This is a genomic window from Streptomyces endophytica, from assembly GCF_026153355.1.
Classification (GTDB): domain Bacteria; phylum Actinomycetota; class Actinomycetes; order Streptomycetales; family Streptomycetaceae; genus Streptomyces; species Streptomyces endophytica.
The window spans coordinates 2,662,706-2,678,282 of sequence record NZ_CP110636.1 but is presented as its reverse complement, the minus strand read 5'-3'; the positions used below and the strand labels follow the sequence as shown (position 1 = coordinate 2,678,282).

Here is a 15,577-nt window from a genome sequence, read left to right as displayed (position 1 = left end):
CGGCTCCCGGCCGTCCTCCTCGTGCCGGGCCCGTCGCCCGGCACGACCGACTCTGGGGCTTCCCCCAGGGACAAGGTCAACGTCCCCGAAGCCGCCCCCGCGCGGCCGCCTCAGCCGGCCGCCGGTTCCCCCAGCTGATTGAGGGCCGCCGCCGTCAGCGCCTCGACGCCCATGGTGAGGGTGGGCCGGAGGACCGGGGCGAAGTGCGGCGAGTGGTTGGAGGGGATGTCCTGGGCCAGCCGGCCGGCGGCCAGCGCGGTCCGGAAGGCGTCGGGGTCCCAGCCGCCCAGCCACCAGTAGTAGAGGGGCGCACCGGCCGCGGTCGCCAGCAGCCCGGCGTCCTCGCTGCCGGTCGCCGGTTCGTAGGCGAACAGCCGCTGTTCGCCGAAGAGTTGGGTGAAGTCCTGGTTGACCTGGGCCAGCACGCCGGTGTCGTTGACGGTGACCGGGAAGGTGTCGAGGGTGGTGACCTCCGGGTCCCGGTCGGCACCGGAGGCGGCGGCCTCGGCGCGGGCGATCCGTTCGATGGCGGCCAGGACGGCGGTGCGTACCGCCTCGTCGAAGGTGCGGACGCTCAGCCGTACGACGGCGCGGTCGGGGATGACGTTGGCGGTGTCGCCGGCGTGGAAGGAGCCGACGGTGACCACGGCCCGGTCCTTGGGCGCGACCTCGCGGGCCACCACGGCCTGGACGCGCTGGACGAAGGAGGCCGCCATCAGGATGGGGTCGATGGTGGTCTCGGGCCGGGATCCGTGGCCGCCGGTGCCGTGGAAGGTGATCTCCAGGCTGTCGGCGGCGGCCATGCAGGCGCCGGGGCAGTACGCGATGAGCCCGGCGCCGAACGGGGCGACGTGCTGCGCCAGCACCACGTCGGGGGTGGGGACCAGGCCCTCGCTGTAGAGCCCGGCCTCGATCATCGCGCGGGCGCCGCTGCCGACCTCCTCGGCGGGCTGGAAGAGGACGACGAGGGTGCCGGACCAGTGCGCGCGGCCCGCGGCGAGCAGGTCGGCGGCGCCCAGCAGGCAGGTGACGTGCACGTCGTGGCCGCAGGCGTGCATCCGGCCGGGGACGGTGGAGGCGTAGTCGAGGCCGGTGTCCTCGGTGACCGGCAGCGCGTCCATGTCGGCGCGCAGCAGCACGACCGGGCCGGGGCCGTTGCGCAGCACTCCGGCGACGCCGGTTTTGGCGATGCCGGTGGTGACGTCGTAGCCGTGGCCGGTCAGCCGGCGGGCGACCTCGGCGGCGGTGCGGGTCTCCTGGTAGCCGAGTTCGGGGTGGCGGTGCAGGTCCTTGTAGAGCGCTTCGAGGTCCGGGAGGCGGTCGTCGAGGCCGGCGAGGACGGCGGCGGGGGCGGCCGCTTCCGCCCCGTCGGTCCGTACTGTCGTATCGGTCTTTCCGGTCGTGTCGCTGTCGCTGTCGCGCATACACGCATTCGACCATGAACCGCCGCCCGCCATCGAGCGTCGGCCAGCCACCCCGGACACCCGCTGCCCTGGCCGGACTTAGCGGTTGGTCATCCCGGTCTTCGTGACACCACCGCCCGCTGCTGCAACCGTGGATCACCCGCCTGCGACCGTCGATCCGCAGGCCGAGCCGACCGGAGGCTGACGTTGGCCACCTCATCCCAGCGACCGACCGGCGCGCCCCAGGACCTCGCGGCCCACCTGATGGACCTCGCCATGGGCCACCTCTTCTCCGCGGCGCTGCGCACCGCGGCCCAGCACCGCCTCGCCGACCACCTCGCCGGCGGCCCGCGCACCGTCGAGCAGCTCGCCACCGCCACCGGCACCCACGCCCCGCACCTGCGCCGGGTGCTGCGCTACCTGGCCGCCCGGGGCATCTTCCACGAGGACGCCACCGGCGCCTACCAGCTCACCCCGGCCGCCCGGCCGCTCCGTACCGACGTTCCCGATTCCCTGCACACCGCCGTGCTGATGGCCACCGACGAGCTGTTCCTGCGGACCTCGGCCGGAATGCCGGAGGCGGTACGGCACGGCGGCGCGTCCTTCGAGCGGCTCTCCGGCGCCCCGTTCTTCGAGCACCTGGGGGCCCACCCGGCCACCCGGCAGCTGTTCGACGACGGGATGGCGTCGCTGTCCGCGCCGGTGGACGAGGCGGTGGCCGGCGCCTACCCGTTCCCCGAGACCGGCACGGTCGTGGACGTCGGCGGCGGCCGCGGCGGGCTGCTGCGTGCCGTGCTGCGCCGCCGTCCGCAGCTGACCGGGGTGCTCTTCGACCAGGCGCCGCCGCTGGCCCACCACCTCCTGGACGGCGACGAGTTGAAGGGCCGCTGGCGCACCCAGGAGGGCGATTTCTTCGCGGCCGTGCCCGAGGGCGGGGACGTGTACGTCCTCAAGCACGTGCTGCACGACTGGCCGGACGACCACTGCCGGCGGATCCTGCGGGCCTGCCGTGCGGCGACCGCGCCCGGCAGCCGGCTGCTGGTCGTCGACTGCGTGCTGCCGCCGGGCAACGCCCCGCACTTCGGCAAGACCCTCGACGTGGCGATGATGGCGGTCCTCGACGGGCGGGAGCGGACCGCGGAGGAGTTCGCGACGCTGCTGTCGGCGGGCGGGTTCCGGCTGACGCGGGTGCTGCCGACCGGGGCGTTCCCGTCGATCGTGGAGGCCGTCGCCGAGTGACCGCCGCGCCGCGCCCCCGGATGCCGCGCGACACGCCGTGCGCCCCTCATGGTCGGCATCAGCCGCCCGCGCTCTACTGATCACGTCCGCCCCGGCCGACGTGCCTTCCCGGCCGGCGGGCCCCGGCCGACGAGAGGAGCCGACGTGCCGGTCCGCATGCGTGCCCGCCACCGCGACGAGGCGCACCGCGCCGCCACCCCGCTGGAGCTCTTCTTCGACCTGTGTTTCGTCGTGGCGGTCGCGCAGGCCGGCCGCCAGTTGGCGCATGCGCTGGCCGAGGGCCACTGGGGGCACGGCGTGTCGGGCTATCTGATGCTCTTCTTCGCCGTCTGGTGGGCGTGGATGAACTTCAGCTGGTTCTCGTCGGCGTACGACACCGACGATCCGCTCTACCGCGTGGTGACGCTGGTCCAGATGGCGGGCGTGCTGATCCTGGCGGCCGGCGTGCCGCGGGCGTTCGCCAGCAGCGACTTCACCGTCATCTGGTTCGGCTTCCTGGTGATGCGGCTGGCCATGGTCACCCAGTGGCTGCGGGCGGCCCTGGGCAGCGCGGGCGCCGAGCGGCGGACCGCGCTGCGCTACGCCCTGGGGGTGACGGTGTGCCAGGTCGGCTGGCTGGGACTGCTCGTCCTGCCGCGCCAGGACGTCCCGTGGGTGTTCCTCGTCGTGGGCCTGCTGGAACTGGCCGTTCCGGCGCTGGCGGAGCGGGCCCGGCAGACGACCTGGCATCCGCACCACATCGCCGAGCGCTACGGCCTGTTCACCATCATCGTGCTGGGCGAGACGGTCGCCGCGGCCACCGTCGCGGTGCAGGCGGCGCTGGACGCGCACGAGGAGCTGGGCCGTCTGCTGCCGATCGCGGCCGGCGGGCTGCTGGTGGTCTTCTGCGCGTACTGGATCTACTTCGCGGTGCCCATCCACCTCCATCTGCGCTCGAACCGCCAGGCGTTCGTGTGGGGCTACGGGCACTACCCGGTGTTCGGGTCGGCGGCCGCGGTCGGGGCGGGCATCGAGATCGCGGTGGCGCAGGCGTTCGGCAAGGCGCACCTGTCGACGGCGGCGGCCGCCGCGTGTGTCACGGTGCCGGCCGCGCTGTTCATGTTCACCGTCTGGCTGATCCATTCCCGGCACCAGAAGCGCGGCCTGGCGCAGCAGCTGGTGCTGCCGGTGTCGTCGGTGCTGGTGCTCGCGTGCACCTTCGCGGGGCGCTGGGCGGTGCTCGCGGCGGGCCTGGTGGCGTCGGCCGCGGTCACGGTGGGCGTCACCCTTACGGCCCGTCAGGGCACCGCTCTGGCCGAATAGGCCCGGACCGGCCCGCCGGGCACCCCGGCGGGGCCTCCTCCATAAGCGTGCCGAACGGCCGTACCTGTCCGGGCATCACCCTGATTCCGCATCAGATCCGGCCATCTTCGCCCGCCCCGTCCCCCTGGCCGGCCGCGCGGACCGCGCTCGCCCGTCAGCCCATTGCCCGTCAATTACCCACTAATGGATTCCACTTCCCGGCGGCTCGCGTTGTTGTTCCCCCGGCTTGCCCCCGGCCAGCGGAGGCGCCCCGACACAGACGCGGTAGGGTGCAGATTGCCCTTTTTATGACAGGGGGGTCCCTTACGGGAGGCCCCGGAGGGCACGCCCGCCGTCCGTACCTGAGGAGACGCCAGCCATGGCCCGCCACGCCCAGACCCGCGCGCGGACGAGACTGTCCCGGCGCAGCAAGGCCGTCGGCGGTCTCGCCCTCTCCACGCTCGTCGGCACCGCCCTGTGGGCGTGGCCGGCATCGGGTGACGACCACGAAACCCGGACCGACGCCAAGAGCACCACGTCCACGACGGCTTCCGGCCCGGACACGCCACGCACGCCCGCCGCCGCGGCGAAATCCGCCCCGAACGCCGCACCCGGCCTCGCGGCCGGTCAGCCGATCCCCGGCCTCAGCGACGCGGCCCGCAAGGCGATACCGGCGAACTCCCGGCAGGTGCTCGTCGTCACCGGCAAGGGCATGGACTCCTACGAGTCCCAGGTCGTCCTCTACACCCGCGCGGAGGACTCCGACAGCTGGGAGCCGGGCCCCACCTGGTCCGCGCACAACGCCGCCCACGGCTGGACCGACAACCACCACTACGGCGATCTGCGCTCCCCCATCGGCGTCTACACCCTCACCGACGCCGGTGGCCGGCTGCCCGCCCCGGACGGCACCAAGCTCCCCTACGACCACAACGACAGCTTCGTCGCCGACGGCACCGGTGTGGAGGGCGAGCCGCTGGCCGGCGCCTTCGACTACGTCATCGCCATCAACTACAACCGCGACCCCGGCACCTCCCCGCTGGACCCGCACCGCCCCTGGGGCGACTTCAAGGGCGGCGGCGTCTGGCTGCACGTCGACCACGACGGCCCGACCCAGGGCTGTGTGAGCCTCAAGCCCAAGGTGATGCGGGAGCTGCTGCGCACCCTCGACCCCGCTCTGCACCCGGTCATCGTGATGGGACCGGCCCATTACTGAGCGGGCCACGGCCGCCGGGCTCCCCGCCGGGCCGCGGGACGCGCTGACCGACGTCCGCGGCCTGCGGGTCGGCCACGCCCGGCGGGCCGGCGGCGGCGCGCTGACCGGCACCACCGTCGTCCTCGCCCCGGACGGCGGCATGGTCGCGGCCGTCGACGTGCGCGGCGGCGGGCCGGGCACCCGGGAGACCGACGCGCTGGACCCGCGCAATCTCGTGCCGCGCATCGAGGCGGTCGTGCTGACCGGCGGCAGCGCCTACGGTCTTGACGCCGCGTCCGGTGTGGCCGGCTGGCTGGAGGACCACGGCCGCGGCTTCCGCGTCGGCCCGGACCCCGCCCAGGTCGTACCGGTCGTGCCGGCCGCCGCACTGTTCGACCTGGGCCGCGGCGGCGACTGGCGGGCCCGCCCGGACGCGGCCCTGGGGCGCGCGGCCGCCGAGGCCGCCGCGGCCACCGGGCCCGGCGCACCGGTCGCCGAGGGCAACACGGGCGCCGGCACCGGAGCCGTGGCCGGCGGCGTCAAGGGCGGCACCGGCACCGCGAGCGCGGTCCTCCCCTCGGGCGTGACGGTCGCCGCGCTGGCCGCCGTCAACGCCGCGGGCTCGTTCGCCGATCCCCGCACCGGCGCCCTCTACGGCCTGCCGGACGCGGCCCCGCCCGACCCCGAGGTGCACACCGCGGCGCTCCGCCGCCTGGCCGAGGCCCGGGAGACGTCCCAGGCCCGCTTCGCCGCCTCGGTCCGTCCTCCGCTCAACACCACCCTCGCCGTGGTCGCCACCGACGCCGTGCTCACCCGCGCCCAGGCCCAGAAGCTCGCCGGCACCGCGCACGACGGGCTGGCCCGCGCGGTCCGCCCGGTGCATCTGCTCTCCGACGGCGACACCGTCTTCGCGCTGTCCACCGCCGCCCGCCCGCTGGTCCCGGAAGGGACCGCCGCCGACCCCGCCTTCGGCGTCCATGTGGAGGCCGGTGCGCTCAACGACATCCTGGCCGCCGGTGCGGACGTGCTGACCCGCGCGGTGGTGCGGGCCGCGCTCACCGCGGAGACGGTGGACGGGCCCGGCGGCCACTTCCCCTCGTACCGGGACCTGTACGGCGGCTGAGCGCCCTCCGGGGTGCGGGCGGCGGGCGCCACGGAGGCGGTGGACGGGCCCGGCGGCCGCGTCCCCTCGTACCGGGACCGGGACGGCCGGGTCAGGCGCCGACGGCGCCCAGCAGGGTCCCCGCCACGTAGGTGACCGCCATGGCCAGCGCGCCGCCGCCGGCGTTCCGCAGCACCGCGCGCCCGGGCGGCGCGGACCCCAGCCGGGCGCTGGACCAGCCGCAGATCGCCAGCGCGGCCAGCACCGCCACCACCGTGATCCACAGCCGGTGCGCGGCGGGCGGCAGCACGATCGCGAGCAGCGGCAGCAGTGCCCCGGCGGTGAAGGCGAGGAAGCTGGCGGCGGCCGCGTGCCAGGGGTTGGTGAGTTCGTCGGGGTCGATGCCCAGCTCGACCTCGGCATGGGCGCGCAGCGCGTCGTGTTCGGTGAGCTGCTCGGCGACCTCGCGGGCGAGCTGCCGCTCCAGCCCCTTGCCCTCCAACAGCTCGGTCAGCTCGATCAGTTCGGCCTGCGGTGCGGTGGCCAGCTCCCGGCGCTCCAGGGCCAGCGCCGCCTTCTCCGAGTCGCGTTGGGTGGACACCGAGACGTACTCGCCGGCCGCCATCGACATCGAACCGGCCAGCAGCCCGGCCAGACCGGCCGTCAGCAGCGTCGCGCGGTCCTGGGTCGCGCCGGCCACGCCGACGACCAGCCCGGCGGTGGACACGATGCCGTCGTTGGCGCCGAGCACCGCCGCCCGCAGCCAGTTGAGCCGGCTGCCGAGGCCGCCGCCGTGCGCCTCGTCGTGCTCCGGAGTCTGCAAGGTCACCTCCTGAGGGTCTCACCCGTATCCCTTGTGCCCCGCCCGACGCCCCCGCCGCACCCCGGTTCGGCCGGTGGTAGAAACGGCCGTATGTCCGCACCACCCCCCTCCCGTCCTCCCCAACACCCGCCGCCCACGCTCGTCCAGCCGGCTGCCAAGAAGCCCGGAGCACCCGCGCCACGCCGCCGGCTGTGGTGGCACCGGCTGATATTCGGGCTCTGGTACCGGCCGGTGGAGGTCCTGGACGAGGCCCGGGACCGCAGCGCGTGGAGTGCGGCGGTGCTGCTGTCGCTGATCAGCGGCGGCATCGGGATGCTGTCGGTGGACGCGTTCCACGGCCAGTGGGCGGCCGACCGCTCGGCCGCGCTGAAGCTCGTCGGGCTGGCCGAGGCCGGGGTGCTGGCGGCGAGCCTGGCGCTGGGCGCGGTGACCCATGCGATAGCCCGCACGCTCGGGGGCAGCGGCCGGTTCGCGCCGACCGCGAGCCTGTTCATCGTGCTCTTCTGGGTGACGGACCTGCCGCGGCTGGCGATCGTCGCCTGGCTGCCGACCGATGCCACCTTCGTCCAGGCCGCGACCTGGACGACCTGGGGCTTCGGCTACGTCCTCGCGGTGCTGCTGATACGCGGCCAGCACCACCTGCCGACGGGGAAGTCGGCGCTGTCGGTGACCGTGCAGATGCTGGCCGCGCTGGCCCTGCTCAGGCTCGGCCCGGTGCGCTGAACCGGGCCGGCGCTCCCTCGTTCGCCCACGGGGCCGGCCGGTCCGGGTCCCCCCGCGGCACCGGTCAGCTGCGGCTGGTCAGCTGCCGGACGAGCTCCTCGAACGCCTCGCGCTCGGCGGCGCTCAGCTCCACGCACTCCGCCGGGGGCCCGGCCGGGCCGGTCTGCCGGGGCACCGAGCCGAGCAGCTCCGGCGGTTCGGGGAGCCGCTCCGGACCGGGCGCCGCGTACCGCACCCGCATCTCGCGCCGGTCGCGCCGCATGGCCGCCTCGTACCGGCCGTTCCGCAGCAGTCTGACGATGCCGACGACCCAGAGCACGGCCACCGCGAGGAGCACGCCGAGGCCGATCTGCTGCAGAATCGATACGGAGGGGAGCATGCGGTCCTCCAGGACGTATGAGGCTCTGGGCTAGAGCCAGTAGACACCACGCATCCACGGTTACAACAGAGGATCTTGGGACTTAAGTCCCGAAGTGACGCATCTCCTATGACATTTCGCCACATTTCTGGCGCCGCTCCAGGTCCCTGCAACTGTCTATACGTACCGAAGAGGCCGACCCGTCAGAGTCGGGGCCGTGTCCTTGGACACCCCGGACGCTTCCGCGCGGCGCGGCGGGCCGCCCAGGATGGCGGCACCCCGCCCGCGACGTGAGGAGCACCGCCGTGCCGCAGCCGCCCCGACCGCCCGCGTCCCCGCCCGACCGCGCCCTCGACGGCATCCTCGTCGCGGACTTCAGCCGGGTGCTGGCCGGCCCGCTGGCCGCCGCGACGCTCGCCGACCTCGGCGCCGAGGTGATCAAGGTGGAGCGGCCGGGCGCCGGTGACGACACCCGCGCCTGGGGCCCGCCGTTCGGCCCGGACGGCACGGCCGCGTACTTCGACGCCGCCAACCGTTCCAAGCGGGGGCTCGCCCTGGACCTCGGCGACCCGGCCGACGCGGCCGCGGCCCGCGAGCTGGCGCGGCGGGCCGACGTACTGATCGAGAACTTCCGCCCCGGCGCGCTCACCAAGTTCGGCCTGGACCACGCCGCCACCCTCGCCGCCAACCCGCGCCTGGTGCACTGCACCATCACCGGCTTCGGCTCCGGCGCGGGGGCCGCGCTGCCCGGCTACGACTTCGTCGTGCAGGCCGTCGGCGGGCTGATGAGCATCACCGGCGAGCCCGGCGGCCCGCCCCTGAAGGCGGGGGTCGCGCTGGTGGACGTACTGACCGCCAAGGACGCCACGACCGGCATCCTCGCCGCCCTGCGCCACCGCGACCGCACCGGCCGGGGCCAGCTGGTGGAGGTCAATCTGCTGTCGTCCCTGCTGGGTTCGCTGGTCAACCAGGCGTCCGGCCACCTGGCCACCGGCCGCGACCCGGGCCCGATGGGCAACCGCCACCCGAGCATCGCCCCGTACGAGACGCTGGCCTGCCGGGACGGACGGCCGCTGGCGGTGGCGGCGGGCAACGACCGCCAATTCCGGGCCCTGGCCACGGCCCTGGGCGCCCCGGAGCTGGCCGACGACCCCCGCTTCGCCCGCAACCAGGACCGGGTGCAAAACCGTACAGATCTCATCAAAGCGCTGGAGGAGCGACTGGCCTCCGACACCCCGGAGAGCTGGACCTCCCGCCTGCTCGCGGCTTCCGTCCCCTGCGGCCCGGTCAACACCCTCTCGCAGGCCCTTCAGTTGGCCGAGCGACTCGGGCTCGACCCGGTCACCCCCGTCGGCGAGGGCCGGATCCGCCAAGTCACCAGCCCGCTCCGACTCTCGGAGACCCCGGTGACACCGCCGACGGCACCACCCCGCCTGGACGAACACGGCACCGCGCTGCGAACCTGGCTGTCGGGACCGGCCGACCACCCACTCCCTCCCGGAATGTGACGTTCGTCACAACATGGCCTGACCCGCAACCAAATCTGCCCGTAGGTGCTGTTTACCAGCACGGAAATACACAACACCCCTGTATGGAGCAGCTCGTGACATCGCCGGACACCCCCGCGCCCGATCGGTCCCGCACCCCGCACCAGCTGTTCCCGTCAGCCGAGCAGCAGGTGACCGGCGCCCCGCGCCGCACCCGCCGGATGCGCCGCACGCTCGCGGTGACCGCCCTGCTCGCAGCGGGTGCGCTGGCCCTGTCGGCCTGTGGCGGCGACGCCGAGGCCGGCGGCAACGACGACGGGAAGAACGGCCAGGCGGGCGCGGACGCCGCGGCCAAGAAGGACGCCTCGGACGCCAAGATCACCGTCTCCTCGAAGGACGGCGCCACCGACGCCAGCATCAACGACACGGGTGTGAAGGTCACCGGTGGCAAGTTGACCGACGTCAAGCTCACCGCCGCCGACACGGGCGCCACGGTGGCGGGCGCCATATCGCCCGACGGCACGTCCTGGAAGCCGGGCGCCCAGCTGGAGCGCGGCACCAAGTACAAGATCGTGGCGAACGCGAAGGACGCCAAGGGCCGTCCGGCCACCGAGAACGCCACCTTCACGACGGTCTCGTCGGCCAACAGCTTCATCGGCACCTACACCCCCGACAACGGCAAGACCGTCGGCGTCGGCATGCCGGTGTCCTTCAACTTCGACAAGGTGATCACCAACAAGAAGGACGTCCAGTCCCACATCAAGGTGAGCTCCAGCAGCGGCCAGGAGGTCGTCGGCCACTGGTTCGGGTCCCAGCGCCTGGACTTCCGGCCGGAGGACTACTGGAAGGCCGGCTCCAAGATCACGATGAAGATCGACCTGGACGGTGTGAAGGGCGGCAACGGCATCACCGGCGTGCAGTCCAAGACGGTGACCTTCACGATCGGCCGCTCGCAGGTCTCCACGGTCGACATGAACACCCAGACCATGACGGTCAAGCGGGACGGCAAGGTCCTCAAGCGGGTCCCGATCTCCGGCGGCAGCCCCGAGCACCCCACCTACAACGGCCAGATGGTGATCTCGGAGAAGTTCGAGCAGACCCGGATGGACGGCTCGACGGTCGGCTTCGGCGGTGAGTACGACATCAAGGACGTCCCGCACGCCATGCGGCTGTCGTCGTCCGGCACCTTCATCCACGGCAACTACTGGGGCCCCTCCTCCGTCTTCGGCAACTCCGGCACCAGCCACGGCTGCGTCGGCCTGCGCGACAACAAGGGCGGCGGGGGCGACACCCCCGGCAAGTGGTTCTTCAACGAGTCGCTGGTCGGCGACGTCGTCATCGTGAAGAACTCCCACGACCGGATGGTCCAGCCGGACAACGGCCTCAACGGCTGGAACCTCTCCTGGTCCGACTGGAAGGCGGGCAGCGCGTCCTGACGCGCGTCCCGGACGAACAGAGCGGTGGCCGGCCCCGAAAGGGACCGGCCGCCGTCGTCTGCCGTACCTGGTAGGGGCCTACAGCCCTAGCCCCTCAGCAACTCCACGACCCCCGCGAACCCCTCGCTCCCGTGCCCGTCCGCCACCCGCCGCTCCATCAGCGCCAGCACCGGCGCCCAGAGCTCCGGGCTCACCCCCTGCGCCCGCGAGAGGTCGCCGATGGCGTCGTGCGAGACCTGCATGGCCAGGGGCGACCCGGTGACCGAGTAGTCGCCGGAATCGACCTGCTCGGCCATCGCGGGCAGCGCGCCGGCCATCGCCTGGATCCAGGGCACCAGCAGCGTGCTGGTGAACCCGGCGACCGGCCCGCCCGCCGAGCGGATCAACGCCGCGGCGTGCGCGAAGCCGCCGAACATCCCGTACATCCCGCTCAGCAGCGCAAGATCGTTGAGCGGTGCGAGCCCGGGGTCCTCGCCCAGGTAGACGCTCCGCGCGAAGGAGTCCAGCAGCCCGCGGGACGTCTCGAAGGCCGTCCGGGACCCGCTGTACAGCACGAACGCCTGCGGCGTCGCCAGGATCTCCGGCACGGCCATGATGCCGCCGTCGAGGTATGCGCCGCCGAGCGCGGCCACCCGCTCCGCCATCTCCCGGGCCTCCTCGGGCGACCCGTTGGTCACATTGACCACCACCCGCCCCTGCAACCCCGCCGGCCCGCCGGCCTGCTCCAGCAGCGGTCCGACATCGCCGTAATCCAGGATGCAGACGATCACGACGTCACTGCCGTCCACCGCCTCGGCCACCGACCCGGCCTCCCGGGCCCCCCGCGCAACGAGCTCCCCGGCCTTCCCCGGGGTGCGGTTCCACACCCGCACCGCATGCCCGCCCGCCAACAGCGCCCCGGCCAGCGCACTCCCCATGCTGCCCAGCCCCAGCACCGCAACACCGGTCTTCTCCACCGACACGACAGAACTCCCCCTCCACCTGGTGACTCGCGATCTCTCGCGCTTTCGATCTTGCGATCTCCCGCTCAGTCTTGGCCCAGGCAGAAGCAGCGACAAGTACCCACTTTTTAGTGCGTACTTACTTTGAGGTGGCCGGCTTACTCCCAGGTGAGCGAGGCCGCGGACCGCAGAGTCGGCGGGGGGTCGGTGCCGGTACCGCCGACAGAGGCCGGGGCCCGGGACGCCTGTGGTGGCGGTCCCGGGCCCCGGTGGGACGTGAGGGTCAGGCGGCGGCCGGGACGACGGGGTGGTCGGGGGACGGGGTCTCGGCCGGGGCGGCGGGGGTGGGCTTGCGGAGGGTCTTGAGGAGGAGGACCAGGGCGGTGCTGACGCACGTACCGGCGGCGATGGCGAGCAGGTAGAGCAGTGGCTGGCCGATCAGCGGGACGACGAAGATGCCGCCGTGCGGGGCCCGCAGGGTGCAGCCGAAGGCCATCGACAGGGCGCCGGTGACCGCGCCGCCGACCATCACGGAAGGGATGACGCGCAACGGATCGGCGGCCGCGAACGGGATCGCGCCCTCGGTGATGAAGGACGCCCCGAGCACCCAGGCCGCCTTGCCGTTCTCCCGCTCGGTCTTGGTGAACAGCCGCCCGCGGACGGTCGTCGCCAGGGCCATCGCCAGCGGCGGGACCATACCGGCGGCCATCACCGCGGCCATCACCTTCAGGCTGCCCTCGTTGGGATTGGCCAGGCCGCCGACCGCGAAGGCGTAGGCGACCTTGTTCAGCGGACCGCCGAGGTCGAAGCACATCATGAGGCCGAGCAGCGCGCCGAGGATGATCGCGTTGGCGCCGGTGAGCCCGGACAGCCAGTCGGTCAGCCCCTTCTGCAGTGCGGCGATCGGCTTGCCGACCACCAGGAACATCAGGAAGCCGACGAGCGCGGAGGACACCAGCGGGATCACGACGACCGGCATGATGCCGCGCAACGGTGCCGGGACGTTCAGGCGCTGGATCGTCAGCACCACCCCGCCCGCGAGGAGACCGCGATCAGACCGCCGAGGAAGCCCGCGTTGATGGTGAGCGCGATGGCCCCGCCGACGAAGCCGGGGACGAGCCCGGGCCGGTCGGCCATGCCGTACGCGATGAAGCCGGCCAGGACGGGGACGAGGAAGCCGAAGGCGACGCTGCCTATCTGGAACAGCAGGGCCGCCCAGCTGGCGGACTCGGTCCACAGGAAGTGGTCGGCGACGGACGGCGCCTTGTTGATCGTGTAGCCGCCGATCGCGAAGGCGAGCGCGATGAGCAGACCGCCGGCGGCGACGAACGGAACCATGTAACTGACGCCGGTCATCAGCCACTTGCGCAGGCGGGTGGCGTAGCCGTCGGCGGCGTCGGCACCCCGGTCCATGGGCACGGCGGGGCGGGCGGCCGCGCCGGCCTCACCGGTCTCGCCCCGGGCGGCCTTCTCCCGTACCTCCGCGATGAGTTCGGCGGAGCGGTTGATGCCCGCCTTCACGCCGACGTCGACGGTCGGCTTGCCGGCGAACCGCTCCTTCTCCCGCACCTCGACGTCATGGGCGAAGATCACGCCGTCCGCGTCGGCCACGAGCTGCGGATCGAGCCGCTTGAACCCGGCCGAGCCCTGCGTCTCGACGAACACCTCGACGCCGGCGGCCCGTCCGGCCTTCTCCAGCGACTCGGCGGCCATGTAGGTGTGCGCGATGCCGGTGGGACAGGAGGTGATGGCGACGATACGGAAGGGGGCGGGGGTGGGAGCGGTAGCGGGAGCGGGAGTGGCGGCGGGGGTGGGGGCCGAGGCGGTCTCCGGTTCCGGTTCCGGGGTGGGCTCCGCTTTCGGGGTGGGCTCCGGTTCCTGCTCCGGGGTGGCTGCGGCCGTCGGCTCCGGGACGGCCGTCGGCTCCTCCGCCGCGGTGGGCTGCTCCGCCGCGGTGGGCTCCGCCGCCTCCTCCGGTGTCTCGCCCCGTATCAGCGCCGCCGCGCGGCCCGGGCCGGTGGCGGAGCGCAGGGCTCCGGTGAAGGACTCGTCCATCAGCTGGCGGGCGAGGGTGGAGAGGATCGACAGGTGGTCCGCGTCGCCGCCCGCCGGGGCCGCGATCAGGAAGATCAGGTCGGCCGGGCCGTCCGGCGCCCCGAAGTCGATCCCGGCGGCACTGCGCCCGAAGGCCAGCGTCGGCTCGGTGACGTGCGCGCTGCGGCAGTGCGGGATCCCGATCCCGCCGTCCAGCCCGGTCGGCATCTGGGCCTCGCGTGCGGCCACGTCCGCGAGGAAACCCTCCAGGTCGGTGACGCGACCGGACGCGACCATCCGCTCGGCCAGCGACCGCGCGGCGGCGTCCTTGGTGTCTGCGGACAGGTCGAGATCGACCAGGTCCGCGGTGATCAGCTCGCTCATCGCGGGCTCCCTTCAGTACCGGCCCGAACGCCTGCCGGGCGACCGACCCTCGCGAACAACACGTCGGCGGACGGCAGCACACACTCCGTACCTGCCACCGCCCTGCTCCCCCGGCTCTTGATGACCCCCGCCCGGCGCCGCATACCGCCCGCCCGGGCCCGGCTGACGCTCACCCGCGTCCGCCGCTCGCCCGCCCGGCGCCGTATAGCGCCCGCCCGCCCGGTCATGACACCGGCTCCGTGAGCGGCCGGTCGTACGGCACGTCATCGGTGGTCATGACCGCCGCCGGAGCCAGGTCCCGCGGCGTCGGCATCTGGCTGCCGGGCAGTTGGACGGCGGCCGCGCCGTGCGCCAGCGCGGCGGCCAGCGCGGCCGTCCCCGTACCGCCGGCCGCGAGGAATCCGGCCAGCGACGCGTCGCCGGCCCCACGTTGCTGCGGACGGCGGCGACCGGTGCGCTGCCGAAGTGGGCGCCGTCCTCGTCGACCAGCAGCTGGCCGTCCGCCCCCAGGGAGGCGAGGACCGCCCGCGCACCGCGCGCCCGCAGCTCCTCGGCGGCCTTGACCGCCTCGCCCACGGTCGCGAGCGGGCGGCCGACGGCCTGCGCCAGCTCCTCGGCGTTCGGCTTCACGACGTCCGGCCGTTCGCGCAGGGCGGCGGTCAGCGACGGGCCGGACGTGTCCAGGGCGATCCGGGCCCCGGCACCGTGCGCCCGGGCGACCAGTTCCGCGTACCACTCGGGTGCCAGGCCGCGCGGCAGACTGCCGCAGCAGGCGATCCAGCCGGCGCCCGCCGACCGCTCGCCGACCGTCGCGAGCAGTGCCTCCGACTCCTCGGCGGACAGCTCCGGACCGGTCGCGTTGATCTTGGTGAGGGTGCCGTCGGGCTCGGCGACCGAGATGTTGGAGCGGGTCTGGCCGGCCACCGGTACGCCCGCCACCTCGATCCCCTCCGCGTTCAGCAGCCCGGCCAGCGCCGCGCCCGCGGGGCCGCCCAGCGGCAGTACGGCGAGGGTGCGGTGTCCGGCGGCGGCGAGCGCCCGGGAGACGTTGACGCCCTTGCCGCCGGGGTCGATCCGGTCCGCGGTGGCCCGGAGCACGGCCCCGCGGTCCAGCGCCGGGATCTCGTACGTGCGGTCCAGGCTGGGGTTGGGCGTGACAGTGAGGATCATGGGC

Annotated in this window: 11 protein-coding genes and 2 pseudogenes; 7 read left to right on the top strand and 6 right to left on the bottom strand. The window is 73.9% G+C overall.

Features of this window, described 5'->3' with window-relative positions:
• Positions 1-110: 110 nt before the first annotated feature.
• A complete protein-coding gene (locus OJ254_RS12105; RefSeq protein ID WP_265362334.1) occupies positions 111-1,424 on the bottom strand; it encodes an amidohydrolase in 1,314 nt (437 codons plus the stop codon).
• A 186-nt stretch (positions 1,425-1,610) separates the two neighbouring features.
• On the opposite strand from OJ254_RS12105, the gene OJ254_RS12100 reads away from it, so the two are divergent.
• The 4 genes from OJ254_RS12100 to OJ254_RS12085 all read left to right on the top strand — a co-directional run bounded on the left by OJ254_RS12100 (position 1,611) and on the right by OJ254_RS12085 (position 6,238).
• Complete coding sequence (locus tag OJ254_RS12100; RefSeq protein WP_265362333.1) at positions 1,611-2,642, top strand: methyltransferase; 1,032 nt, start codon at positions 1,611-1,613, stop codon at positions 2,640-2,642.
• A gap of 144 nt (positions 2,643-2,786) precedes the next feature.
• Complete coding sequence (locus OJ254_RS12095; RefSeq protein ID WP_265362332.1) at positions 2,787-3,944, top strand: low temperature requirement protein A; 1,158 nt, start codon at positions 2,787-2,789, stop codon at positions 3,942-3,944.
• 358 nt (positions 3,945-4,302) lie between these two features.
• Complete coding sequence (locus OJ254_RS12090) at positions 4,303-5,136, top strand: L,D-transpeptidase family protein (RefSeq protein WP_265362331.1); 834 nt, start codon at positions 4,303-4,305, stop codon at positions 5,134-5,136.
• A complete protein-coding gene (locus tag OJ254_RS12085) occupies positions 5,129-6,238 on the top strand; it encodes a P1 family peptidase (RefSeq protein WP_265365128.1) in 1,110 nt (369 codons plus the stop codon). Before OJ254_RS12090 ends, OJ254_RS12085 begins: the two co-directional genes overlap by 8 nt.
• Positions 6,239-6,329: 91 nt before the next feature.
• On the opposite strand, the gene OJ254_RS12080 is transcribed toward OJ254_RS12085, so the two are convergent.
• On the bottom strand, positions 6,330-7,046 hold the full coding sequence (locus OJ254_RS12080) for a VIT1/CCC1 transporter family protein (RefSeq protein WP_265362330.1): 717 nt from the start codon (positions 7,044-7,046) through the stop codon (positions 6,330-6,332).
• 84 nt (positions 7,047-7,130) lie between these two features.
• Here OJ254_RS12080 and OJ254_RS12075 point away from each other — a divergent pair, with 84 nt between their 5' ends.
• The gene (locus OJ254_RS12075; RefSeq protein WP_265362329.1) at positions 7,131-7,763 is read left to right on the top strand and encodes a YIP1 family protein; all 633 of its coding nucleotides are present in this window, start codon (positions 7,131-7,133) and stop codon (positions 7,761-7,763) included.
• Positions 7,764-7,827: 64 nt separating this feature from the next.
• On the opposite strand, the gene OJ254_RS12070 is transcribed toward OJ254_RS12075, so the two are convergent.
• Positions 7,828-8,142: a hypothetical protein gene (locus OJ254_RS12070; protein WP_265362328.1), complete on the bottom strand. Its 315-nt coding sequence runs from the start codon at positions 8,140-8,142 to the stop codon at positions 7,828-7,830.
• Positions 8,143-8,426: 284 nt separating this feature from the next.
• Here OJ254_RS12070 and OJ254_RS12065 point away from each other — a divergent pair, with 284 nt between their 5' ends.
• Both OJ254_RS12065 and OJ254_RS12060 read left to right on the top strand, forming a co-directional pair.
• Positions 8,427-9,629, top strand: coding sequence for a CaiB/BaiF CoA transferase family protein (locus tag OJ254_RS12065; RefSeq protein WP_265362327.1), 1,203 nt, complete (start codon positions 8,427-8,429; stop codon positions 9,627-9,629).
• A gap of 83 nt (positions 9,630-9,712) precedes the next feature.
• The gene (locus OJ254_RS12060; RefSeq protein ID WP_265362326.1) at positions 9,713-11,044 is read left to right on the top strand and encodes a L,D-transpeptidase; all 1,332 of its coding nucleotides are present in this window, start codon (positions 9,713-9,715) and stop codon (positions 11,042-11,044) included.
• An 86-nt stretch (positions 11,045-11,130) separates the two neighbouring features.
• Here OJ254_RS12060 and OJ254_RS12055 read toward each other — a convergent pair whose 3' ends face one another.
• The 3 genes and pseudogenes from OJ254_RS12055 to pfkB all read right to left on the bottom strand — a co-directional run bounded on the left by OJ254_RS12055 (position 11,131) and on the right by pfkB (position 15,573).
• A complete protein-coding gene (locus OJ254_RS12055; RefSeq protein WP_423835882.1) occupies positions 11,131-12,006 on the bottom strand; it encodes an NAD(P)-dependent oxidoreductase in 876 nt (291 codons plus the stop codon).
• Between the two features lie 262 nt (positions 12,007-12,268).
• Positions 12,269-14,403: pseudogene (locus OJ254_RS12050) on the bottom strand (PTS fructose transporter subunit IIABC).
• A gap of 223 nt (positions 14,404-14,626) precedes the next feature.
• Positions 14,627-15,573: pseudogene (gene pfkB, locus OJ254_RS12045) on the bottom strand (1-phosphofructokinase).
• Positions 15,574-15,577 lie beyond the last annotated feature (4 nt).